The organism is Paenarthrobacter nicotinovorans, from assembly GCF_021919345.1.
Lineage (GTDB): Bacteria > Actinomycetota > Actinomycetes > Actinomycetales > Micrococcaceae > Arthrobacter > Arthrobacter nicotinovorans.
Genome location: NZ_CP089293.1, coordinates 1,234,998 through 1,258,997, shown reverse-complemented (window position 1 = coordinate 1,258,997; position 24,000 = coordinate 1,234,998). Strand labels below are relative to the sequence as shown.

22 protein-coding genes and 1 tRNA gene are annotated in these 24,000 nt (G+C 63.9%); 2 read left to right on the top strand and 21 right to left on the bottom strand.

The window, feature by feature from the left end; genetic code table 11:
- Window positions 1–54: 54 nt before the first annotated feature.
- The 3 genes from JMY29_RS06035 to JMY29_RS06025 are packed head-to-tail and all read right to left on the bottom strand — an operon-like array spanning window position 55 to window position 2,188.
- Entirely contained in the window at window positions 55–744 is a 690-nt protein-coding gene (locus tag JMY29_RS06035; protein WP_189075902.1) for an ABC transporter ATP-binding protein, read from the bottom strand.
- On the bottom strand, window positions 741–1,826 hold the full coding sequence (locus JMY29_RS06030; protein ID WP_189075903.1) for a peptidoglycan-binding protein: 1,086 nt from the start codon (window positions 1,824–1,826) through the stop codon (window positions 741–743). The genes JMY29_RS06035 and JMY29_RS06030 overlap by 4 nt, the downstream gene beginning before the upstream one ends.
- The gene (locus JMY29_RS06025; protein WP_110504374.1) at window positions 1,823–2,188 is read right to left on the bottom strand and encodes a hypothetical protein; all 366 of its coding nucleotides are present in this window, start codon (window positions 2,186–2,188) and stop codon (window positions 1,823–1,825) included. The genes JMY29_RS06030 and JMY29_RS06025 overlap by 4 nt, the downstream gene beginning before the upstream one ends.
- A 424-nt stretch (window positions 2,189–2,612) precedes the next feature.
- On the opposite strand from JMY29_RS06025, the gene JMY29_RS06020 reads away from it, so the two are divergent.
- Together JMY29_RS06020 and JMY29_RS06015 are read left to right on the top strand one after the other, a co-directional pair.
- The gene (locus JMY29_RS06020) at window positions 2,613–3,281 is read left to right on the top strand and encodes a response regulator transcription factor (protein ID WP_110504372.1); all 669 of its coding nucleotides are present in this window, start codon (window positions 2,613–2,615) and stop codon (window positions 3,279–3,281) included.
- Between the two features lies 1 nt (window position 3,282).
- Window positions 3,283–4,470 carry a sensor histidine kinase gene (locus tag JMY29_RS06015; protein ID WP_189075905.1) on the top strand — a complete coding sequence of 396 codons (1,188 nt, stop codon included), beginning with the start codon at window positions 3,283–3,285 and terminating at the stop codon, window positions 4,468–4,470.
- Between the two features lie 810 nt (window positions 4,471–5,280).
- Here JMY29_RS06015 and JMY29_RS06010 read toward each other — a convergent pair.
- From JMY29_RS06010 to JMY29_RS05925, 18 genes are all read right to left on the bottom strand, one after another.
- A complete protein-coding gene (locus JMY29_RS06010) occupies window positions 5,281–6,192 on the bottom strand; it encodes a hypothetical protein (protein ID WP_189075907.1) in 912 nt (303 codons plus the stop codon).
- 428 nt (window positions 6,193–6,620) lie between these two features.
- Window positions 6,621–6,694, bottom strand: a tRNA-Leu gene (locus JMY29_RS06005).
- Window positions 6,695–6,715: 21 nt separating this feature from the next.
- Complete coding sequence (locus JMY29_RS06000) at window positions 6,716–7,636, bottom strand: N-acetyltransferase (protein ID WP_055974693.1); 921 nt, start codon at window positions 7,634–7,636, stop codon at window positions 6,716–6,718.
- 93 nt (window positions 7,637–7,729) lie between these two features.
- The gene (locus JMY29_RS05995; RefSeq protein ID WP_018777275.1) at window positions 7,730–9,184 is read right to left on the bottom strand and encodes an NAD(P)/FAD-dependent oxidoreductase; all 1,455 of its coding nucleotides are present in this window, start codon (window positions 9,182–9,184) and stop codon (window positions 7,730–7,732) included.
- A gap of 38 nt (window positions 9,185–9,222) precedes the next feature.
- On the bottom strand, window positions 9,223–10,626 hold the full coding sequence (locus JMY29_RS05990) for a S8 family serine peptidase (RefSeq protein WP_064721923.1): 1,404 nt from the start codon (window positions 10,624–10,626) through the stop codon (window positions 9,223–9,225).
- On the bottom strand, window positions 10,623–11,579 hold the full coding sequence (locus JMY29_RS05985) for a Ppx/GppA phosphatase family protein (RefSeq protein ID WP_018777273.1): 957 nt from the start codon (window positions 11,577–11,579) through the stop codon (window positions 10,623–10,625). The genes JMY29_RS05990 and JMY29_RS05985 overlap by 4 nt, the downstream gene beginning before the upstream one ends.
- Complete coding sequence (locus tag JMY29_RS05980; protein ID WP_189075908.1) at window positions 11,576–12,256, bottom strand: DUF501 domain-containing protein; 681 nt, start codon at window positions 12,254–12,256, stop codon at window positions 11,576–11,578. Before JMY29_RS05980 ends, JMY29_RS05985 begins: the two co-directional genes overlap by 4 nt.
- A gap of 68 nt (window positions 12,257–12,324) precedes the next feature.
- On the bottom strand, window positions 12,325–13,083 hold the full coding sequence (locus JMY29_RS05975; protein ID WP_018777271.1) for an FtsB family cell division protein: 759 nt from the start codon (window positions 13,081–13,083) through the stop codon (window positions 12,325–12,327).
- Window positions 13,084–13,229: 146 nt separating this feature from the next.
- On the bottom strand, window positions 13,230–14,510 hold the full coding sequence (eno, locus tag JMY29_RS05970; protein WP_189075909.1) for a phosphopyruvate hydratase: 1,281 nt from the start codon (window positions 14,508–14,510) through the stop codon (window positions 13,230–13,232).
- A 116-nt stretch (window positions 14,511–14,626) separates the two neighbouring features.
- Window positions 14,627–15,226, bottom strand: coding sequence for a MazG nucleotide pyrophosphohydrolase domain-containing protein (locus JMY29_RS05965; protein WP_229778608.1), 600 nt, complete (start codon window positions 15,224–15,226; stop codon window positions 14,627–14,629).
- Between the two features lie 64 nt (window positions 15,227–15,290).
- Entirely contained in the window at window positions 15,291–16,433 is a 1,143-nt protein-coding gene (locus JMY29_RS05960) for an adenosine deaminase (protein WP_018777268.1), read from the bottom strand.
- A gap of 28 nt (window positions 16,434–16,461) precedes the next feature.
- A complete protein-coding gene (locus tag JMY29_RS05955) occupies window positions 16,462–17,145 on the bottom strand; it encodes a DedA family protein (RefSeq protein WP_055975192.1) in 684 nt (227 codons plus the stop codon).
- Between the two features lie 192 nt (window positions 17,146–17,337).
- Complete coding sequence (locus JMY29_RS05950) at window positions 17,338–17,988, bottom strand: DedA family protein (RefSeq protein ID WP_018777266.1); 651 nt, start codon at window positions 17,986–17,988, stop codon at window positions 17,338–17,340.
- A gap of 85 nt (window positions 17,989–18,073) precedes the next feature.
- Window positions 18,074–19,384, bottom strand: coding sequence for a thymidine phosphorylase (locus JMY29_RS05945; protein ID WP_018777265.1), 1,311 nt, complete (start codon window positions 19,382–19,384; stop codon window positions 18,074–18,076).
- Window positions 19,381–19,785 carry a cytidine deaminase gene (locus JMY29_RS05940; protein WP_018777264.1) on the bottom strand — a complete coding sequence of 135 codons (405 nt, stop codon included), beginning with the start codon at window positions 19,783–19,785 and terminating at the stop codon, window positions 19,381–19,383. The genes JMY29_RS05945 and JMY29_RS05940 overlap by 4 nt, the downstream gene beginning before the upstream one ends.
- Before the next feature lie 2 nt (window positions 19,786–19,787).
- The gene (locus JMY29_RS05935) at window positions 19,788–21,077 is read right to left on the bottom strand and encodes an ABC transporter permease (RefSeq protein WP_018777263.1); all 1,290 of its coding nucleotides are present in this window, start codon (window positions 21,075–21,077) and stop codon (window positions 19,788–19,790) included.
- Complete coding sequence (locus JMY29_RS05930) at window positions 21,074–22,423, bottom strand: ABC transporter permease (RefSeq protein WP_189075911.1); 1,350 nt, start codon at window positions 22,421–22,423, stop codon at window positions 21,074–21,076. Before JMY29_RS05930 ends, JMY29_RS05935 begins: the two co-directional genes overlap by 4 nt.
- On the bottom strand, window positions 22,413–23,933 hold the full coding sequence (locus JMY29_RS05925) for an ABC transporter ATP-binding protein (protein WP_189075912.1): 1,521 nt from the start codon (window positions 23,931–23,933) through the stop codon (window positions 22,413–22,415). Before JMY29_RS05925 ends, JMY29_RS05930 begins: the two co-directional genes overlap by 11 nt.
- Window positions 23,934–24,000 lie beyond the last annotated feature (67 nt).

Sequence of the window (24,000 nt, the reverse complement as noted above, 5' to 3'; positions counted from 1 at the left end):
GAACGCCCAATACCAGGACATCACTGAGTCGTAGACGGGAGGTAAGCGGCGCACTCATGCGGTTCCGTTCTTCGTATCGTGGATGATTTCGCCGTCGCGAATAGCCACCCGTCGCGGTACTTTCGCGGCAAGCGATTCGTCATGGGTGATTATCGCCACCGTAGTGCCCGTATTGTTGAGTTCGTCAAGGATTTCCATCACGGTGCGACCGGACTTGGTGTCGAGGCTGCCAGTAGGTTCGTCCGCAAGGAGCAACGGCGGTTCCCCGACGATGGCGCGGGCGATGGCCACCCGCTGGCGTTCTCCTCCGGACATTTGCTTGGGCTGATGACGCATTCGCCGGCTAAGTCCCACACGTTCGAGTGCGATCGCGGCCCTGGCCCGACGTTGACGGGCGGGAGCACCCGTGTAAAGCAAGCCCATAGCGACGTTGTCGACCGCACTCACCCCGTCAAAGAGGTGGAACTGCTGAAACACAAATCCGATGGTGTAGGCGCGCAACGCTGAGAGCTGTGCGTCGGTCATCCCTTCCACGTCCCTGCCCGCAATGGACGTCGTGCCTGAGGACGCGCGATCAAGCGTGCCGATCAGATTGAGCAGGGTGGATTTTCCTGACCCACTGGGGCCAACGATTGCAAGGTACTCCCCCTGGGTAATGCGCAGGTCGACCCCTTTGAGCGCCTGGGTGGGCGGAGAACCGTAGACGCGCGTTACCCCCTGAAGGGCGACGATGTCAGTCGTCATCGTCCGACCACCACGTTGTCGCCTTCGGTGAGCTCTCCGTCGGTCACTTCAACATTGCCGCTGGCGAAGGCGCCCAACGTCACTGGAACGGAACGGGTCTTTCCCGGCTCCTCAAGAACATCGACGGCATATCCACCGCCGCTTTGGGCGAGCAACGCGAGTACCGGAACAATCAGCACGTTCCGGCTCCTGACCTGGGTAAGGCCCACGGTCACGGTGACGTTGTCGAAGTCGTTCGCCGCGGAAGGGTCGTTCAGGGTAACAGTGGCCTGGATCTTGAGGGACTTATCCTCCATTTCTTTCGGAAGTCCGACTTTGGAGATCGTTCCTGTCGACTTGGAACCGTTCGGCAGGGCAATGGTGACCTCTGCCCCTGCCACGGCCACAGACTGAAGCGACGGGTCCAGGGCTGCGACTACTTCTTTGCCGAGCGCGGACACAGTGAGCAGTGCAGGGCCCGAAGGGTCGCCGACCGATGCATTGATGGCCGATACCCGCACATCGCCGCCCGCAAAGACAATACGGCCTACGGGGATGGTACCAGTGACTTCCAAGCCGATTGACATTTGCCAGGCTTTGATCGCATCGGCTGTTTGCCAGCTGAATTCGCGGTCGGGCTGACCAGTAAAATACCCCAGAGCCGCCAGATTTTGCTCCAACTGGAGTACATCCGTTCCATCCTCCATCCCGGATGCGAACCCGCGCCACACCGGTAAGGCGCCGTGCATGAGAACAACAGGCTGGTCATCGACTCGAAACAGCTCCCGCCCTGCGCCAATTACGGACGCCAAGTCCGGTAGCGCTGTTAGGACGCCGGGAAGAGGGGTGCCTATTGACCTCATCCCGGCGTAAGCCAGGGTGCCGGAAGCCCGAACCTGTTCGGTGAGGTCTCCCCGGGTCACCGCGACCGACTCAAGCGTGACCGTCGTCGCCTTCGACTCCGGCGTCGGTTCCATGAGGACCCCAACAAGGGCCAGTGTCGCAGCGACCGCCAGCCCTGCGCCGGTGAAAGCCCTGATGCGCCGCAACCTTCGGGAATGTACCGGCGCCGGGCCTGCGGGTTCAGTCGTTGTCGAGGTCACTTGCTTCCTCCGAAACCATTAAGGAAGTTCTCGCCATAAGCCTTGGACATGCAGTCGGTGAGGATTGTGCGGTCAAAGTCCCCCGGGCTGACGGCTTGTCCGGCCGAGGTGTCGTCCGCGTCGGGGTCCGGGTCCGGGTAGTCGTATCCGGCTTCGCGCATGCACTTTGCAAAAGCAAGGTCCATCTTCAGGCTTTCCTCCCTGGACGGTCGCGGCGGACCGTCGACCTGCGGGGGCGGGCCGACCTCTGCGTAGCACTTTGTGTAGGCGGCCTGGGAACCACCATTCGGCTGTCTCTTCCGGTTGGGATCCACCCCCTCTGCTGCGAGGCAGTCGTTGAGTTTCGTCTGCCAATCCGCCATCAGTGCTTGCCCGTTTCCAGCACTCGGCGCCGTGCCAGGGTCCGCATCCGGTTCAGGGGAGCACGCAGCCAGCGACAATATCAGCGCCACAGCGGCCGTGCCCAGCAGTGAACATGCAAAAAACGGTTTTGAATGGGTTCGGGTTCTCAACAATCCGGGTCCTCGATACTTCTGCTTTGACGGAGACCTTGTGTCACCGTCTGGATGAAGCACATCAAGGAGAAGGTTTTGTTAGCGTAAAGTGATCGGCTTTCGGGCCTGGCATAGTCGAATTTGCCTTCAAGACGTCACCAGCGTTGCCTCAAACGAGGGCCCCGGGAGACCGGGGCCGGACCCGGCGTTGGATCATCCCTCGTCAGCGGCTTTACCAGGAAGTAACCCCGGCTCTGCTTAACTGTTTCCGGGAAGAGAGGAGGGTTCGCGCATGCGGGTTCTGATCGTGGAAGATGAAGCTTTCCTGGCCGAGGCCATCCGCGACCGTCTTGAAGTCGACGCTATTGCCGGGGATATCGCCTTTGATGGTGACGCTGCCCTGGAGGCGACGACGCACACACAGTACGACGTTGTTCTCTTGGACCGCGATATTCCAGGCATCCACGGAGACGAGCTATGTCAATTGCTGTCCTCGAACCCGGAGGGACCGGCTGTCATCATGCTGACGGCGTCCGGGCATCTGGATGACAGGGTTGGCGGACTCGGGCTCGGTGCAGATGACTACCTCACCAAGCCGTTTGAGTTCACCGAACTGATAGCCAGACTCCGTGCGGTCCACCGAAGGCAGTTTGTGTCCCACCCACCCGTCCTCCGTTCCGGCGGGATCTCGCTGGACCCGTTCCGCCGTGATGTGACTCGAAATGGCCGGGCTGTGAATCTTACCCGCAAAGAGTTCGCTGTCCTGGAACTATTGCTCCGCGCAGGCGGGGGAATCATCAGCGCAGAAACGATTCTGGAGAAGGCTTGGGATGAAAACAGCAACCCATTCACCGGAACCGTCAAAGTAACAGTGAGCAACCTCCGGCGGAAACTCGGGTCTCCGGATCCCATCACCACTGTGATTGGTGTCGGTTATTCCATCACTGACCCTGGCCGCTGATATGCCCGTCCGACCCGCTTCCCGGTCCCGCCGCCGTCGGCTGACCATTCGAACGCGCTTCGCACTCACCTACGCCGGACTATCCATTGCCACCGGCACCCTCATGCTGACGATGATCTACCTGTTCATGCGTTATGTGCCGAACTACGACTTCGCTGTGTTCGACGGCAAAACGCTGCAGGTTGGCCCGTCGATACCACTCGATGGTGGCAACAGCGTCACCAGTGGTGCGGCCGCTCCCTTTCTCATTTCCTCAACCGAAGCCCTCTTCAATGTACTGCTTGCGACCTCGGCTGTGGTCCTGCTTATCCTCATTGCCGCGGGGATCGCAACAGGTTGGTGGATAGCCGGGCGAATGGTCTCTCCGCTGCTGGCCATCAACGCAGCCGCCCTGCGGGCAGCCACCGGGACACTTGACCAGCGTGTCAATTTGCTGGGGCCCCGCGATGAGATCTCGGACCTTGCCGCGGCTTTCGACCATATGCTTGACCGGCTGCAACACTCACTGACAATGACCAGTCGCTTCGCCGCGAATGCCTCCCACGAGCTCCGCACGCCCCTTGCCACCAACCGGGCGATGCTCGACGCAGCCGTCGCGCGGGTAACCGATCCCGCGGAACTGAGCCTGCTGGGCCGTCTCCGGCTCACTAACGAGCGCAGCATCACCATCGTTGAGGCACTTTTGGATCTGGCCGAGATCGAGGCCACGAGTGCACCGCTGACGCCGACCGAACTGTCAACCGCCACACACGAGGCACTCGCCAGCTGTGCAGACGAGGCCCGGTCCCGCGGTGTTGCAATCGAGCTGCATCTCGACCCGGTTGTCATCTATGCGAACCAGGCGCTCCTCGTGCAGCTCATCTCGAACCTTCTGCAGAACGCAATTCGTCACAATGAGCCGGGTGGATTTGTGCAGGTGAGCGTCGCGGCGAGCACGGCCGACACGGTTCCCCGTTTGGAGATTCTCAACAGTGGCCCGGTGGTCGACGAGCAGACACTCGCGAAGCTGACCGAACCGTTCACCCGTGCCGAAGGTCGTACCCGCTCAACCGGCTCAGGGTCGACAGGTCGCGGCCTTGGCTTGTCCATTGTTTCCGCCATAGCAGTGCGCCTCGACGCAGACCTCGACCTGAAGGTGCGCCCCGAGGGAGGATTGCGGGCCACAGTGTTCTTCCCGCTCACAACGTGAGCGCGGCCCTCGCGCGCCGGTCCTGCTGGGAGGCGAATAAAACTGCATGACAAAAGGCAGATGTGCACCTCCGTAGACAGTTCGAGAACCCTGACCCGGCCCTGAAGACCGTGGCCTCCCGCCTGTCTCGGGGCGTTTACCAGAATAGTCGGAGGCCGTCGGAGCCAGCGATCACGGATACGCGAGGCCGGTTGGTGCGAGCGGTCGGGATGGTGCACACCTTTCTGAGTGCTGGCCAGATCGATGAACTGGTGGCTCTGTATGTGCAAGGCATGACTCTGCCGGAACTAGGCGAGAGATTCGGCGTACACCATCGGACTGCCACGGCGCATCTCGTTCGCCGGACGGTGCCGCAGCGGACAAGAGGGCTGGCAGATGAGCATGTGCCCGAGGCCCGGAATCTCTACGAGAGCGGGATGACGCTGATAGAGATCGGACTGCACTTTGGAGTCAGCCAGGGTTCAGCCCGTCGGGCGGTATCGACCGCGGGCAGGACAACCCGCCCGCGCGGCCGCTGAGGCGGATACCCACTGTGAGTTCGCTCGACCAGCGGTGCGACCGGGATCGCCTGGCGCGACTTGCTTGGCTATCCGTGTCTGTTGGCACGCTATCCATCGAAGGCCGTCCTCTCGGGCTGGGTGGTCCGTCCGTCTCGTATACGTGCCGACAGCTACATGCACGTTGCTCCCCACGGAGGGACAGGATGACGTACGCGAAGCGCGATTGGGTGTCCACCCTCTGATCCCACCAGGGTGCGGCGCTCGCGTCGCCCGAATGTCTCGTCGATCGTGGTCACCAGGGTCGGCAGGGTTACAGGAAAACTACTGTCAGAGTCCCTGGCGTGTCTCCATGGATGTCTTCGAAGAGCGCGGAGACGAAGGCCTCGCGCTCTTGGCTGGAGAGTTGGCTACCGGACTCGTCTAAAGGTTTCGGGATCTCAAAGCTGTCCGCATGGTCCGGCTTGGGGTCCGGGCCTGTCGGCCCGGACCAGACGTTTGCCACGTTGTACTCCCAGGGCCAGCTGCTGTCGACTGGCAGCCTGCTGACTGGCAGCTTGCTGACACCTTGGGCCGGCGCAGGAACGGCCATAATGCCTCGGGCAGACGCGGAACGCGCGGGGCTGTTTTGTTTTCCTTCCATCATGTCCCAGTAGTAGACCCCGCCGAGCCGCGGAGCATTCACCGACATCGCTGTCTGCTCCCACCAGTCGGACCGGCAAGGCATCCAATTGCCGCGAATAACTTGAAGCTCTCGCTGGTACAGGGCAAGGTAACCGTGTTTCTCATAGGTGTCGCCATCCCAGACGAACGAGGCCGTGTTGAGGTGGCCTAAATGTTTCTGAGTGAGCGCAGATTTTAGGACGTACTCGTTGGCGGCGAGATCAATTTCCTTGACGAGCTTGGCCTGATAGACGCGGATCGTCTTCGCTCTGTCGACGATTGCAAGATCGCCACCAAAAACGGCCTTCTCCGCCGCGGACGTCACGGCATATACCGCATTTTCTCCAGCATGGCGCCAGAGAGCGGTCATCACGGTGTCCGTGACACCGACCTCGTTCAAGGACCAGGCAGCCGGTTTTCCCGATGCCACCACGGAATTTTTCATTTTGAGTACCGCGCCTGTTAAGTTCGACGCATCTTCGTACTCGCGCAAGGTCGCCCGTGCCTTCCACGAGGCGATCCCCATCGCTCCGGCCAATAGATGCTTGGTTTTGGAAGCCATGTGGCGATTATGGCGTCCGCCGAGCCCGATTTGCGGGATCTCATGCATAGTTTTGCCGAGCATGTCATTGACGCGACGCGACGCCGTGCCCGCTGGTCGCGAGCAACCGCGGTCGTGCTGGCCGGCAGCGATCGCGTCTACTGCGGCGAGCGAGTGTGCATCACTGCAGTGAAGGCAAACCTTTCGTCAGGCGAGACGTGCAGGTGAAGGTTGGCGGGACCCGCTATTACAGCGTGGCTCACACGACGACCCTGCACCGGTTGCGCTAAGGGTTGCATCCGCAACTCCGGGGTTGCACGGCGCAATCGTGCGCACCAGTCCGCACCACCACTCAAACGCTCCAGCATCACCTTCGTGCACCCACGGAAAAGCCCTCTGACCAGCCTATTTGCAACAATGTTGCGGAGCGGGCACCCACTTGCCCTGTGTGCCCCAGGTGGGACTCGAACCCACAACACGCGGATTTTAAGTCCGCTGCCTCTGCCAATTGGGCTACTGGGGCGCCCGGACCATGGTATCCCAGCTACAGCCGGTTGAAGGGTTCGGCGTACCGGAAGGTGCCGTGAACGCCGTCGGGCCAGTCCGGCAGTGCCAGCAGCTGGAAGTGATCTCCCCACCCCGTTTCCGGTGGTGCCACGCCCAGGGACCTTGCCGGCACGAAGCCGAACCGCTGGTAGTAGCCCGGGCTGCCCAGCAGCGCGATCCCCGGTTCCCCCATGGCGGTGGCACGGGCCACCGTCTCGCGCATGAGGGCAGAACCGACACCACGGCCCTGGAACTGCGGAAGCACGCCGATCGGCCCCAGCCCAAGGAGCTCCAGGTCTCCCACCCACCCCCGGGTTGAGATCGCATGGCCCACTATTTCGCCGCCCGCCTCAGCCACCACACTGAGTTCCGGAAGGTACCCGCTGCAGTCAAAGAGTTCCCGGAGCAGCCCTGCTTCAATCGGAACGCCCTCCACCGGCTCGCCCGTCACCGGCGAAATGGCGAAAGCGCGCGCGGTCAGTTCCAGGATCTCCGGGCGGTCTGCCGGCCGCTCAGTGCGCAGGACCAGACCCTGCGCCAGCAGCCGCAACACACCCATCGCCCGCGGCGCGTCCGCCACCGGCACCAGCAGGTGGTCGTGGTGGAACCCGGCAAGGACGTTGCAGCTGATGCCCGCGTGCGTGAGCGCTGCGCTGACTGCAGCTGTCAGCCCCACGGCTTCCAGCGCGGAGTGGACCTGCAGCGTAATCCACGAGGCCACAAAGTCGTAGCTGAGGCCGAGCCTGTCCGCCTCAGCGCGGTGCAGCACCACCGTCAGGCCCTCAGCCTCCCGGACAGCGGCCTCGATGGCGCCTTCCAACGGCCGACCGTGCGGCCAGAGCGCGTACACATAGTCGCCGTCGCGGAATACGGGGTGCAGGGATTCCAGCAGGGTGGTCAGATCTGTTTCACCGGGCATGGCTTCAGTCTAGAAGACGGATTAAACGACGACGGCGGCCACTCCCCGCAGGGGGGGCGGCCGCCGTCGTGCTTGTACTACTTGGTGCTTGTACTACTTGGCGTCAGCAGTCACCGGGGTCTTGTCCTCGACAGGCTTCCCGGGCGCAGGAGCGGGCGCCGGAGCTGCGGCAGGCTTGGGAGCCGGCGTTGCTGCGGCCACGAACGCACCGCGCGGGTTGTCGAGGTCGATCAGCTGGGTGGTGTCGCGGCCTGCGAAGAAGGACAGGATCCAGCCAAAGATCACACGGAACTTGCGCTCAACCGTCGGCATGGCCATGCCGTGGTAGCCACGGTGTGCAAGCCAGGCGAGGCCGCCCTTGAGGCCGATGCGGCCCAGCAGGTTGATGTTGGCAACGCCCTTCCACTCGCCGAAGCCGGCAACAGCACCAAGGTTCTTGTGCTTGTAGTCGTGGAGCGGCTTGTCCCAGCGGGAAGCCCACAGGTTCTTGGCAAGCTTCTTGGCCTGGCGGAGTGCGTGCTGGGCGTTGGGGACGCAGGTGCCGTCCGGCAGGCCCTTGCCCGTGAGGTCCGGAACAGCGGCGATGTCGCCGGCCGCCCAGGCGTTCTCCACGATGCCTTCGTCGCCTGCGATGCGCAGGTCCGGGAGGACGCGGACGCGGCCGCGCGGTTCCAGCGGGAAGTCGGTGGACCGGATCATCGGGTTGGCCTGCACACCGGCAGCCCAAACGAGCGTGTCTGCTTCGACTTCACCGGCAGAGGTCTTGTCCGGCAGGTTGATGAGCTTGAGGTTGCCCTCGGCGCTGTCCAGGGAGGTGTTGAGCAGAACTTCGATGCCACGGCTGCGGAGGTGCTCCACGACCCACTCGGCCTGCGAGGCGGTGACCTCGGGCATGATGCGGCCCATGGCTTCAACCAGGATGAAGCGGACTTCTTCCTGGCGGACGCGCGGGTTGTTGCGGACTGCTGCGCGGGCGAGGTCTTCCATTTCGGTGAGGCACTCGATGCCTGCGAAGCCGCCACCGACCACTACGAAGGTCAGTGCCTTGGCGCGCTCTGCGGGGTCGGTCATGGTGGAAGCGGCTTCAATGCGCTCCAGGACCTTGTTGCGCAGTGCAACGGCTTCTTCGATGGTCTTCAGGCCGATGCCCTTGTCCGCGAGGCCCTTGATGGGGAAGGTGCGGGTGATGGCGCCGGCTGCGATCACGACGTCGAAGTACGGGATCTCGAAAGGCTCGCCGCCATCGGAAGGAGCCACGACCGCAGTGCGGTTGGCGTGGTCGATGCTGGTGACGCGGCCCTGGATGAGCTCAGTCTGCTTCAGGTGCTGACGGTGGGAGACGACGGCGTGGCGTGCCTCGATGTTGCCACCTGCCACCTCGGGGAGGAACGGCTGGTAAGTCATGTAGGGCAGCGGATCCACGACGGTGACGATGCCACCGGCATTCGCGATCTTCTTCTGCAGTTTGAGTGCTACGTACAGGCCGACGTAGCCGCCGCCGACGACGAGAACCCGGGGACGGTCAATGAGCTCTGGGGTGGTTGCCATGGATCCAGAGTACAACACTTTGTGAAAATCTTCACTAACTACGTTTTACCGGGCGGATCCACCGTCTCCAAGGTGCCCGTTTCAACCTCTTCAGGCACGGCGGGTGGATTCTTCGACACCCGCCGCAGCTGGATGGCGGCGCCGGCCACCAAGGCGATGAAAAGCGCGCCAAAGCCCAGTACGACGGCGGCGGGCAAGGCATCGTCGACGGTCGCCGGAGACTTGGCGACAGGAACGGTGGGGTCGGCCAGGGTGGGCACAGCACTGGTCGGGCTGGCTACCGGTGCTTGTGAAGGCTCACTGAGCACCCCGCGGCGATGCACCCGGATCCAGTCCGCGATGGAACCCAGCGGATTGCTGCTGGTGGTGGGAACATCGGCCTTGAGCGCAGCCTCGGCGTCGAGGACGCCATAGCCGTACAGCGGATCCTTCCCAGGCGCTCCGGCATCCTTGGCCGTACTGACAATCCGGTTGATGACCTGGCTGGCACTCATCTCCGGCCATTTGGAGCGGATGAGGGCCGCCACGCCGGAAACGATGGGAGCGGCGCCCGAGGTTCCGGCCCATTCGGCGTAGCCGCCGCCGGGAATGCCTCCCACAAGGTTCTCCGCCGGTGCGGCCACCCCGATGCTGATGCCCTGTGACGACGAGTCCACGCTGGCGCGGCCTTCGCCGTCGAGCCCGGCAACGGTAAGGACGCCCGGGATGGTGGCCGGGGCCCCTACCTGGACGTTTCCGCCCACGCGGTTCCCTGCGGCAGCGACAATGACGACATCCTTCTGCTCCGCATAGAGGAAAGCCGCGTCCCAGCTCTGCGGCCAGTCCGGTGACGTACTGCCGAGGGAAATGTTGATGACCTTCGCGCCGTTGTCCACGGCCCAGCGAACGGCGTCGGGAATTTGCTCCTGATCGGTCTTCCCGCCGGGGTTGGGCGAACCAAGCCAGGTGGACACCGACAGGATCTGGGCTTCCGGTGCCACGCCGGTGATCCCGTCCGGTCCCCCGGCAGGAGGAGTCGTGGGGACAGGCGGGGACGAGGGTGTCGCGGAGGCCGAAGCCGACGCCGACGGTGGCGGCGTGGGCGTCGCATGCCCTCGCCCTGCCAGCATGGTAGCCACCAGCGTTCCGTGCTCGGTCTTGGCACCGATGCTCTTTTGCCCGTCGGGGGTACCGGCTCCGGAGACATCCGTACCGCCCACCACGGCACCCTTGAGGTCGGGGTGGTTTCCATCGACGCCGCTGTCGATGATCGCCACTTTGACCCCTGCCCCCTTGGAGACCTGCCAGGCGTTGGCAACCCCGGAATCCTTGATCCAGAACTCCTTGTCACGCCAGGCGTCCGCCACCGCGGCCGGAGCCGTCACGACGGCACCCAGCAGCGCACCGCCGGCCAGCACGGAGGCAAGGGCGGCGGAGAGGGTACGGCGGCGCAGCACCGTCATTCAGCGTCCCGGATGCTCAGGGCAATGCCGTCCAGGATGTCGTGCTCGCTCGAAACGGCTCCACGGATCCTCCCGTTGCCGGCCTCAGCCAGCCGGGCCAGGATCCGGCGCCACACCAAGGCTCCGGCCCCGATGACATCCACGCGTCCGGGATGCATGTAGGGAAGCGCTGCGCGTTCGGCCCGGGTCATTTCCAGCAGGCTGGTGCAGGCGTCGCTGATGGTCACAAGGTCCAGGGATGCGCCGTGGATCCGCTCGGGCTGGTATTCGCTCAGGCCCAACGCGTGCGCGGTGATGGTGGTGATGGAGCCCGCCACTCCAACCACGGCTGTGGCGCGGTCAAACGGGACCGTCCGGGCCGCGAGGTCGATCGCGGCATCGACGTCGGCCTCTGCGGCAGCGATTTGAGCGGCAGTGGGCGGATCGTTGCGAAGGTGGCGTTCGGTGAGCCGCACGCAGCCGATGTCCACGGATCGGGCGGCGATCACGCCGCCAGAGTCGCCCAGGACAAACTCCGTGCTCCCGCCGCCGAGGTCCACCACCAGGATGGCGTCCTCCCCCGTGACGGGCAGGACGCTGCTTGCGCCGGCGAAGGACAAGGCAGCTTCCTCGTCACCGGAGATGACCTCGGGCTCAACTCCCAGCAAGTCCCGGATCCCGTCCACGAAAACCTGCCTGTTACGGGCATCGCGGGTAGCCGAAGTTGCTGCGAAACGGACCCGCCGGGCGCCATGGTCCTCGATCAGGCGCGCGTAATCGCGGGCGGCTGCGAAGGTACGCTCAAGGGCCTCCGGAGCAAGCTCGCCGGTGGCATCCACGCCCTGGCCCAGCCGCACCACGCGCATCTCACGCACGACGTCGGTCAGCGGCCCCGGTGCGCCGCTCGCCGAAGCGTCGGCGATGAGGAGCCGGATGGAGTTGGTTCCGCAGTCGATGGCGGCCACACGGCTCATGCGTTTCCCTCTTCTGCAGGGGTTGCGGACTGGGCCTTGCGCACCGGCGCCGGGCGTCCCACGATCTCCGGAAGACCCTGGGGTCCGTGTCGGCTCAAGTCCCGGGAGGGCGCCTCCCCCGCGGTGTCCCATGCTCCGTCGCAGTAACAACGGTCCTTGGTCCACCACTCGGAGATGGCTTCGATGGCCTCGTCGCCGAGCGGGTTGACGCCCGGACCAGCGGCCAGGGAGTGGCCCACCAGGACGTGCAGGCATTTCACGCGGGTCGGCATGCCCCCGGCGGAGATTCCGTCGATCTCGGGGACGGCACCGGTGCCGGAGCGGCCGGCGATGTCGTTTCGAGCCTGCAGATACGCCTCATGGGCGCCCCGGTAGGCGTCAGCAAGGTCCTGCTCACCGGTCAGGCGCTGGTTCATTTCGTTCATGAGCCCACCTGCTTCAAGCCGCGAAACAGCGGAGGTGATGACCGGGTGGGTCAGGTAGAACGTGGTGGGAAACGGGGTCCCGTTGCTGAGCCGCGGCGCGGTCGCCGCCACCAGCGGGTTGCCGCACACACAGCGTGCCGGGATCTCCACGACGTCCCGGACCGGCCTGCCGAGCTGGCGGCTGAGGACCTCGAGGTCGTGTGCTGATGGCTGGCGGGATTCCTGCGGCACGGCTGCCGTGTTCTCTTCCACTTGCGCTGCCAACCTTCCTGCCCTTGTTGCCGTGTCCCATGCGGACACGACGGCGGTGGGCGCCGCGTCTAGTCTGTTGCCGATCGTCTGATGGACTCCCAGAGAGCATCCACCCAGGGCAGATTCTCCGGGTTTGCAGTTGATCCGGAGCCGGTGCGGCCACCCGGCGTGCCGGCGGCATCTTCCCCGCCAAACACCCAGTAACCTGTTTCACCCGGCATAACCATGTTAATGCGGTCGCGGGCCTGCTGTTTCACATAGTTGGGATCCTGCCACCGTGAGATCTGCTTGTTCAGCTCAGTTTGCTCCGCCTTGCGGCTGGCAATTTCGGCCTCCAGGGCTGAGATTTCAGCACGCTTCTCCAGGAAGATCTTCACGGTGGGCGCCAACAGGATGGTGATGGCAATCATCACCACGGCCAGCGCCAGCATCCTGCCTGAGAAGGCTTTTGCGGGCACGGGATCGAGATTGTCGGAGTCCTTGTCCGTCTTGCCTGCGGTGTCGCCCGCCTTTGCTGACGCACCTTTGCCGCCGGAGCCCGTCTTGCTGCCGCCTGCTTTGCCGGAACCTGTTCCGGCCTTGCCGGTGCCTGGCGCGGGGGTGCCGGGCGCTGTGGTGCGTGGCGCCGTCGGTTTGTCAGAGGTGCGCGGCTTATCAGCAGCGCGTGAGGCACCCAGGGAAATGACGTCGGCGTCCTCGGAGGCCTGCGGGGTGGCATGGCCGCCAGCGGACGTCCCGGGAGGGCGTGTTGCGCCTGCGGGGCGGGCTGTGCCTGAAGGACGGCCAAGGGCGTCGGCCCTGGGTACTTTTGGACGACGGGTGGCCATGACACTCCTGTAATGCCCGGTGCTTGCCTGGCGGGGTTGCTGCACTTGCTTGTCGAAACTTGCTTGTCGAATCTGGCCAGCTTTAAACAGAACCGGTGGCCATGGTCTTTCCACCATAGCCACCGGTCAACTGATTTCGCTGAAGGCTAGCCCTTGAAACGCGGGAAAGCGCTGCGGCCGGCGTAGCGTGCGGCGTCGTCGAGTTCTTCTTCGATGCGCAGCAGCTGGTTGTACTTTGCGACACGCTCGGAGCGGGCCGGGGCACCGGTCTTGATCTGGCCGGCGTTGGTGGCAACGGCGATATCGGCGATCGTGGTGTCCTCGGTTTCGCCGGAGCGGTGCGAGGTGATGGTGGTGTAGCCGGAGCGCTGGGCCAGGGAAACGGCGTCCAGCGTCTCGGTCAGGGAACCGATCTGGTTGACCTTGACCAGCAAGGAGTTGGCCGTGGCGGCGTCGATGCCCTGCTGCAGGCGGACCGGGTTGGTGACGAAGAGGTCGTCGCCCACCAGCTGGACCTTGTCACCGATGGTGTCGGTAAGGGTCTTCCAGCCTTCCCAGTCGTTCTCGTCCAGCGGGTCCTCGATGGAGACCAGCGGGTAGTCGGCAACGAGTTCGGCGTAGTAGGCGCTCATCTCGGTGGCGGAGAGTGCTTTGCCTTCGAACTGGTAGGCGCCGTTCTTGAAGAACTCGGAGGAGGCAACGTCCAGAGCCAGTGCGATGTCCGTACCCGGGGTGTAGCCGGCGTTCTTGATGGCTTCCTGGATCAGGTCCAGTGCGGCGCGGTTGGACGGCAGGTTGGGGGCGAAGCCGCCTTCGTCGCCGAGGCCGGTGGAGAGGCCCTTTTCCTGGAGGACAGCCTTGAGGTTGTGGTAGACCTCAACGCCCCAGCGGAGGCCTTCGGAGAAGGTTTCGGCGCCGATCGGGGCGATCATGAATTCCTGGATGTCGACGTCCGAGTCGGCGTGCGAGCCACCGTTGAGGATGTTCATCAGGGGAACCGGAAGCACGTGGGCGTTCGGGCCGCCGAGGTACTTGTACAGCGGCAGGTCAGCCGAAGCTGCTGCAGCGTTGGCCACGGCCAGGGAAACACCAAGGATGGCGTTGGCGCCCAGCTTGCCCTTGTTGGGCGTGCCGTCGAGGTCGATCATGGCCTGGTCGATGCTGCGCTGGTCAGTGGCGTCGAAGCCAATGAGTGCCGGGGAGATCTCGTCGATGACGGCGTCTACGGCCTTCTGGACACCCTTGCCGAGGTAACGGCCTTTGTCTCCGTCGCGGAGTTCGACAGCTTCGTGCTCGCCGGTGGAAGCACCGGAGGGAACTGCTGCGCGGCCGATCTGGCCGTCAGAGAGCAGGACCTCAACTTCTACGGTCGGGTTTCCGCGGGAATCAAGGATCTCGCGTGCGTGGATGGCATCGATAAGCGCCATGGATGTGCTCCTTATGGGCAAATTACAGGAATGAGGAGGGAAATTCTCAACGTCCTCGTCGCTACTAGCGTAGTCCAGAGTGGCTCAGGTTACGGAACGACTTCCAACCTTTCACGTCATGAAGGCCGGGCCTGGCTGTTCTGAAACGATCGAACTGCGGCGCGGAGGGCGCGTTCGGCGTCGAGTCCCTGCTCCCTGGCCCCGGCGACGACCGCCAGCAGCAACTCGCCGAGCGCCTCTTCCGTGGCAGGGATGACGGGAACGGCGACGCCGGCCGGCGCGCCTTGCGCGTCGACGTCCAAGCCTGCACGGACCGCCCGGTCCAGGGACTTCTGCGCCGCCGCCAACGCCGGAAGGTGGGGCGGAATGCCCTCGAAGGGGTCCTCCCGCTCCGGTTTCTCCGCACGCTTGGCCGCGTCCCACTTGAGGATGATTTCCTCGACACTGGCCGGAGAGCTTTCCTGGAGGGAACCGTCGGGCTTGAAGACGTGCCGGTTCCGCCGGATCATCTTGGCATTGATGTCCGCGGCCACGGCCTCGAAGTCGAAGCTGCCGCGCTCCTCGGCGAGCCGGGCGTGAAGTACTACCTGAAGCAGTACATCGCCCAGCTCGCCGCGAAGCTCATCGTCAACAGCACCCGCCTCGATCGAGTCCACCACTTCATAGGCTTCCTCGATCAGGTACTCCACCAGCGACTCATGAGTCAGGGCACCCATCCAGGGGCAATGCTCACGTAATGCGGCGATCGTCCCGATGAGCTCTGTGAGCCCGTAGCAATTGTCAGCCGAGGTTGGCGTAGGCATCGTTGATGTACTCGACCAGCGCCTCGCGCTCATCCAGCGGCAGGAAGGCCGCTTCGGCTGCGTTGAGTGTCAGTTCCAGCAGGTCATCGAGGTCATAGTCGAACGTCTCCACCAGGAGCTCGAACTCATCCGTCAGGGTGACGCCGCTCATGAGGCGGTTATCGGTGTTGATGGTCACGTTGAAGCCGAGCTGGAAGAGCATGTCCACCGGGTGGCTTTCAATGCCCTCGCCAAAACCGGAAATGGCGCCGGTCTGGAGGTTGGACGACGGGCAGATCTCCAGGGCGATGCCGCGGTCGCGGACCCAGGCAGCCACGCTGCCGATGGTCACCATGCCCACGGTGTCTTCGCCGTCGTCGTCCGAGTTGTCCTCGAACTCAACCGAGATGTCCTCGGCGATCCGCACGCCATGGCCAAGGCGCAGTGCCCGGCCGTCCACGAGTGCGGACTGGATGCTTTCGAGTCCGGCTGCCTCTCCTGCGTGGACTGTGGCGGGGAAGTTGTTCTCCGCCAGGTAGGTGAACGCATCCTTGAAGCGCGAGGGCAGGAAGCCGTCCTCGGCCCCGGCGATATCGAAGCCGACGGCTCCATTGGCCCGGTGACGGACGGCGAGCTCAGCGATTTCCTGGCCACGGTCGGCGTGGCGCATGGCGGTGATTAGTTGCCCGACCTGGATCTGCTGGCCACGCTCTTCTGCTGCATCCACGCCCGCTTCGAGGCCGGTCTGGACGGCTTCCACCACTTCGTCCAGGGTCAGGCCCTTCTGGAGGTGCTGTTCCGGGGCCCAACGGACTTCGCCGTACACCACGCCGTCTTCAGCCAGGTCCTCAACGAATTCCTTGGCGACCCGGAACAGGCCTTCCTTGGTCTGCATAACCGCGATGGTGTGGTCGAACGTTTCGAGGTAACGGACCAGCGAGCCGGAGTCGGCGGACTCGCGGAACCATTCACCGAGGGCGACAGCATCGGTGGATGGCAGCGTGTGGCCTACGGCTTCGGCCAGTTCGATGATGGTGGCGGGGCGCAGGCCTCCATCCAGGTGGTCGTGAAGGGAAACTTTGGGGAGGCTCTTCAGATCGAAGTCGAGGGCAGGGGCGGCGTCAAGTATGGGCTCAGTCACGTACTAAGACTAGGGCGACGGCGGGACCTTAGCCAGCAGGCTTTGAACGGTCGACGCCGACAACCGCCTTTTGGGACTTTTCCACCTCAGGTGCCTCGGCACTCGCGGCGGCGTCCTTGGAGTGATCCTTCTTCTCGAGGTACTTGTGCCACCAGCGGAGCGCGTGATCGACGACGATACCCAGGACTACGGCAAAGGCAACCGCAATGCCAACGCCCAGGAGTGGGTTGTTGTGGACCCACTGCCCGGCGAGCAGACCGATCCCGATGGAATAGGCCACCCACGTGATGCAGGCGAAGGCGTCCAGTAGGAAGAAGGTCCGGTGCCGGAATCCGGTCTGCCCGGCGACGTAGTTGACAGCTACGCGGCCCCACGGGATGTAGCGGGCCGTGAAGATGAGCACCGCGCCGCGCTTGTCCAGTTCGTACTGGGCCCACGCGAACATCTTCTGCACCTTGGGGCGGCGCATCCATTTCCACCGTGTGAGCCCGATCTTGCGGCCGAGCATGTAGGCCATGTTGTCGCCCGCCATGGCTCCCACCAGGGCGGTTGCCCCCAGTATCCATAGGTTGGGCTCTCCGCTGTGAAGGGACAGCGCCGAGAGGCCAACGATGGCTGTTTCGCTGGGAAGGATGGTGGCAAATCCGTCGATGAAGAAAAAGACCAGAAGGACCGGATATATCCAGGGCTGCCCGGCTGCATGCTCGAGCATTTGGTTCAAAAACTCCACGCGGCGGTAGCTCCTAGATGAATATGACTTGACAGTGTGACCGAAGTCGCTCTTAGTGTCCCATGGCCGGGACGTCGTTCGCTACGCCCCAGCCCCGGGATCACACGCTTAACGCTATCGGTCACGCTTCGTGGAGGCGTCAACCGGCGGACTGATCTTGGGAGGCCGTGAGTGTCATACCGTGGGTGGAGGCGGGACGTCCTGCCCGGGAATGTTCTTGCCGTCCAGGGGCACGGATCCGCGCACCCGGCTGATGATGCGGTCAATGATGATGCCGAGGATCACTGCCACCACAATCGCTATAACGGCACCCAGCAGATGGTTGTGCTCGAACCAGACGCCGAAGAAGTATCCGAGCACCACTGAGTAGCTGGCCCAGAGAACTGCCGAGGCTGCGGTCAGGAGAACGAAGCGGCGGTGATTGAAATGCGTGGCTCCGGCGGTGAGGTTGACCGCCACCCTGCCGATGGGAATGAACCTGGCGACCATGATGAGCGAAGCAGCACGCCTGCGCAGTTCCTTGCCGGCCCAGCGGAAGGCGCCCTGCATCCGTTGCCTCCGCATCCAGCGCCAGCGCTGCGTGCCGATCCGCTGGCCGATGATGTAGGCAATGTTGTCGCCGGCGAAAGCCCCCAGTGCCGCCATCAAGCCCAGCAGCCAGATATTCGGCGAACCGCTGCTGCCCGAGACCGCGCTCAGGCCCACCACCACGGACTCACTGGGGATCGGTGGGAAAAAGCCGTCAATGAGGCAACAGGCGAGCACCAGGAACAACACCCACGGCTGTTCCGCCGCGGCGAGGATGAAGTCGTTGATGCCCTGCACGGTTTCCTTCGAGTAGCGGCTCCCCCACAGGCGCCGGACGACGATTATTCCGGGCCATCCGCAGGACGGCCCGGAATAATCCAGCCTAGGCGATGCGGCTGATAATTAGCTGACGGGCGGGACGTGAACCCTCAGGGGCAATGACCACCGCGTCCTGCAGGGCTTCCTTGGCACGATCAAACTTCTCCGGAGTGTCCGTCAGGAGCGTCATGAGCGGCTCGCCGGCGCGGACCAAAGCGCCGGGCTTGGCGTGCATGCGCACGCCCGCCCCGGCCTGGACCTGGTCCTCTTTACGTGCCCTGCCGGCGCCCAAGCGCCAGGCTGCGACGCCCACGGAAAGAGCGTCCAGTTCCACCAGGACCCCATCTGCCGGGGCGTAGACAACCTCGGATTCCTTGGCTACCGGCAGTGCGGCCCGGGGATCGCCGCCCTGGGCTTCGATCATCCGGTTCCAGACATCCATGGCCCTGCCGTCCTTCAGCGCCGCTGCCGGATCAGCATCGTGGATACCGGCACCGGCCAGCATTTCCTCAGCCAGGCGGACCGTCAGTTCGACGACGTCTTCCGGACCGCCGCCGGCCAGGACCTCCACGGATTCCTCTACCTCGATGGCGTTTCCGGCCGTCAATCCGAGCGGGGTGGACATGTCCGTTATCAGCGCCACGGTGTGCACGCCGGCGTCCTTGCCCAGGGCCACCATGGTTTCGGCAAGCTCCCGGGCCCGGGCTTCATCCTTCATGAAAGCACCCGAACCAACCTTGACGTCCAACACCAGCGATCCCGTGCCCTCCGCGATCTTCTTGCTCATGATCGAGGAAGCAATCAGCGGAATCGCCTCCACCGTTCCGGTGACGTCGCGGAGTGCGTACAGCTTCTTGTCCGCAGGCGCCAGCCCCGAACCTGCCGCGCAAATGACCGCTCCCACGTCCTGGAGCTGGGACATGATCTCGTCATTGCTGAGGTTGGCCCGCCATCCGGGAATGGCCTCAAGCTTGTCCAGGGTCCCGCCGGTGTGGCCAAGTCCGCGGCCCGACAACTGCGGTACCGCGACGCCGAAGACGGCCACGAGAGGTGCCAGCGGCAGCGTGATCTTGTCCCCGACCCCGCCGGTGGAGTGCTTGTCGCTCGTAGCTTTCATGCCGCCGTCGGGCCTTGTGAGGGACGAAAAGTCCATCCGCTCGCCCGAGGCGATCATGGCGGAAGTCCACCGCGATATTTCGGCGCGGTCCATGCCGTTGAGGAGGATGGCCATGTTGAGCGCTGCCATCTGTTCCTCGGCGATCACGCCACGGGTGTACGCGTCGATGGTCCAATCGATCTGCTCAGGCGTGAGCGTGCCCTTGTCCCGCTTGATGGTGATGATCTGAACGGCGTCGAACGCTTCGGTACTGGTCACGTGGTTTCCTCCAGGTGTTCCGGACCAAAGGCGTCGGGCAGTACCTGGTCCATGGTTTTGATGCCTTGGGTGGTCATGAGCTGCATGCCGGGGGCCCTGAATTCATAGAGCAACTGGCGGCAGCGGCCACACGGCATGAGGATGTTGCCTTGCCCGTCCACGCAATAGAACGCGGCAAGCCTTCCGCCACCGGTCATGTGGAGTTGGCCCACCAGCGCGCACTCGGCACAGAGGGTCAGCCCGTAGCTGGCGTTCTCGACGTTGCAGCCGCTGACGATCCTGCCGTCGTCGGTGAGGGCAGCAGCCCCCACCGGGAACTTCGAGTACGGAGCGTAGGCGTTTTCCATGGCCTGTTTCGCGGCTGCTTCCAGGGCGGGCCAGTCGACGTCGTTTTCCGGCATCGTCAACCCTTCACGTACGGTATGCCGCTTGCGGCCGGTGGCCGCGACTTACCCACCAAACCGGCGACGGCGAAGATGGTCACCAGGTACGGCAGCATGGCCATGAACTGGCTGGGCACCGGGGTACCGATGATGCCCAGGATCGACTGCAGGTTGTACGCGAAACCAAAGAGCAGCGACGCCAGGAACGCGCCGATCGGATTCCAACGGCCAAAGATCAGGGCAGCGAGGGCAATGAAGCCGCGGCCACCAGAGATGTCCTTGGTGAAGGAATCGATGGTCACCAGGGTGAACACAGCCCCGCCGATACCGGCGATCGCACCGCCCAGGGTGACATTCCAGAATCGGGTGGCGTTGACGTTGATGCCCAGGGTATCGGCCGCTTGGGGGTGCTCACCGACAGCGCGGACGCGCAAGCCCCAGCGGGTCTTGAACAAGCCGAACCACACCACGGCCACTGCGATGTACATGAGGTAGCCCGCGATGGACTGCTCGAACAGGATGGGCCCGATGATGGGGATATCCGAGAGCAGCGGGATCGGCAGGATGTCCAGGCGGCCCGGGGTGTTGAACTGCTCCTTGTTGGGAACCATGAGGGTGCCGTACAGGAAGCCCGTGAGGCCCGAGACCAGGACGTTGAGCACCACGCCGACGATGATCTGGTTGACGAGGTACTTGATGCTGAAGACCGCGAGGACCATGGACACCACCGCGCCGGCGGCAGCAGCCGCAATCAGGCCGATGTACGGGCTGCCGGTCATGGTGGCTACGAGCGCCGCCGTGAAAGCGCCGCCCAGAAGCTGGCCTTCGATGGCGATGTTGACGACGCCGACGCGCTCACACAAAACACCGGACAGCGAGCCGAAAACCAACGGAACGGCGAGGGTCACCGACCCGGCGACCAGGCCCGCCAATGAGATGGATGGCTGGCGGGCCCCGGCCACGATCCACACCAGGAGGGCGAAGACAAAGACCACGGCAAAGGCAATGGGGAGCCACTTCGGCGATTTTTCCCCCTGCGTCCAGAGGTAGATCGAGTAGGCAGCCATGGCCAGCAGCAGGATGCCGAAGACAATGCCGCCCACCTGTCCCGGAATCATGAGGGCAGGAACGGCAACGGCGTCACCGGCGTCGCTGATTTTCATCTCCGCGGTCTTGTCCGAGCCCAGGAAGCCGAAGAACACCAGCGCGATGAGGGCGAGGACGCCCAGCGAAACCGGAACCTTCAGTGAGGGCCGGAACCCCGGCAGGGCCGTGGACCCGGGCGTTGGAGCGGTGGTTGTCGCGCTCATTTGGCACCTCCGGTGGCATTGGCAAGGGCAGCTTCAGGAGCCGCCTTCGGTGTCTTGTTCTTCTTCTTTTTCTTGCCCTCGAGCCGGAAGATCGACCTGATCAGGGGCGGTGCGGCGATGAACAGGACGATCAGGGATTGGACCACGAGCACGATGTCGATGGGGGTTCCCGTCTGGATCTGCATCTGCACGGCACCGGCACGGAAAGCCCCGAACAACAGTCCGGCGAAGAAAGTGCCCCACGGTGTACTGCGGCCCAGCAGGGCAACAGTGATGGAGTCGAATCCGATCTGTGCAGCCACGCCGCCGGTGAGGACTTTCTCCGTGCCCGCAACCTGTGCGACACCGCCAAACGCCGCCAGGGCACCGGCCAAAGCCATCACCATGATGGTGGCGCGTGGCACCTTCACCCCGGCCGTACGCGCGGCCACGGGGTTGGCGCCGACGGCACGGAATTCGAAACCGATGGTGGAGCGGTTCAGCAGCCACCACACGCCATAGGTCAGCGCGATGGCCACCAGGAAGCCCAGGTGGAGCCGGGATCCCGGGATCAGCACCGGATAGGTGGCCGATTCATCCAGACGCGGCGAAATGGGGCTGTTGTCCCCAGGGCGCCGGAAGGCGGCGGTGTTCAGGAGGAAGTCCAGCAGGAACAGCGCCACGTAGTTCAGCATGATGGTCACGATGACCTCGTGCGCGCCGGTCCTGGCCTTAAGGATCCCAACGATTGCGCCCCATGCGGCGCCACCGAGGACACCCATGATGATCACCAGGAGGAGGTGCAGGCCAAACGGCAGGTGCCAGGTGAAACCAACATAGGCGGCCAGGGTGGCACTGATGATGATCTGCCCCTGCGCCCCGATGTTGAACAGGCCTGCGCGGAACGCCAGGGCCACGCCCAGGCCCGCGCAAATGAGCGGCGTCGCCACTGTCATGGTTTCAAGCAGCGGAGCGAACCCCTGGCGGCTGTTGAACACCGCACCTTGGAAGAGGGCCACGTAGCTGTCCGTCATGGCAGACCACAGCGCACTCAGGAAGTCGCTGGGGCGGGCGAACAGGTACCCTGCGGTCTTGGCTACCTGGGTGTCCGTACTGGCAATCAGCAGTCCACCGAGGAAAAGGGCCACGATCACGGCCAGGACCGAAACGAAGCCATTGCCCATCACGATCCGACGCATGACGTTGCCCTGTTGGTGCCCCGGTTCGCCGCTCTGGGAGGAGACAGGAACGATGGACGGCTCCAACGCGCCGCCGGCAGTATCCAAGGCAACGTCAGCTGCCCGGACTTCCGCTGTGGATTCTTCAGGTCTCTGGTCCTTGGCGGACCCGTCGCTGCTACTGGTCATCGGAGCCTCCTTCGGGGCCGACGCCGGCCATCATCAAGCCGAGCGTGTCGCGTGGTGTTCCCGCCGGGACGATGCCCACGAGTTTGCCCTTATAGAGCACGGCTATCCTGTCTGCGAGCTCAATGACTTCATCAAGCTCTGTGGAAACGATCATGACCGGCGTTCCGACATCCCGCTCGGCGACGATGCGCTTATGCAGGAACTCGATGGAACCGACGTCCACACCGCGTGTGGGTTGGCTTGCAATGAACAACCGCAGCGGACGCGAAAGCTCCCTGGCCATGACCACTTTTTGCTGGTTACCGCCGGACAGGGTCCCCGCAGCCGACCCCGCGGAGGGGGTACGGATATCGAATTCCGCGATCTTGGCCTTGGCATGCTCTGCAACCTTGGCAGGCTTCATGCTGATGCCGCTGGCAAACGGTGCTTGGTCGTAGAGGTCAAGCACCAGGTTTTCGGCCACGGAGAACGGGCCCACCAGGCCGTCCACGGTACGGTCTTCAGGAACGAAGCCGACGCCGGAACGCAGGACTTCCTTGACGGGCAGTCCGAGAAGCTGCTTCCCGTCCAGGACCACCGAACCTGTGACATGTTCCTGGATGCCGAGGATGGCTTCCGTCAGTTCCGTTTGGCCGTTGCCCTGGACACCGGCGACGGCGAGGATCTCACCTTGGGCGATATCGAAGCTGATGCCGTCCACGACGTTGGTGCCGTTTGCGGCGCGGACAGTGAGGTTTTCGACGACGAACGTGGTTTCCTTCGGCTGCGCGGCAGCCTTGTTCAGGCTCAGGCTGACCGGCCGGCCCACCATCATGGAAGCAAGCTCCGTGGCCGATGCCGTAGGAGGGGCGTCGCCTACCACTTTGCCGCGGCGGACCACGGTAATGACGTCGGAAACAGCCTTCACTTCCCGCAGCTTGTGCGAAATGAAGACGATGGACGTGCCGCCGGCTCTGAGCTGGCGCATGATGTCCAGGAGCTCATCGGTTTCCTGCGGGGTGAGCACGGCTGTGGGCTCGTCCAAGATGAGGACCTTGGCTTCCCGTACCAGCGCCTTGATGATCTCCACGCGCTGCTGGACGCCCACGGGGAGGTCCTCCACCAGGGCATCGGGATCGACGTCGAAGCCGTACTTGTCGGAGATTTCCCGGATCTTCTTCCGGGTTTCATCGATGCTGAGGACACCGCCGAACGACGTCGGTTCAGCACCGAGCGCAACGTTCTCGGCGACCGTGAAGACCGGGACCAGCATGAAGTGCTGGTGCACCATGCCGATGCCCGCCGCCATGGCATCGCCGGGGCCGCGGAAGTTGACGGGTTGGTCATCTACCAGGATCTGGCCGGCGGTGGGCTCGTAGAGCCCGTACAGCACGTTCATGAGGGTTGATTTGCCGGCACCGTTTTCGCCTAGAAGGCAGTGGATCTGGCCGGATTCGACCACGAGGTCGATGTCTTGGTTGGCGTAGAAGGTCCCGAAGGCTTTCGAGATCCCCTTCAATTCGAGTTTCACAACTCCCACCGTTCTGTGAGTCCGAGGGACAGCTGAACAGCTCCAAAGCAACGAGCTTTGGGTTCAG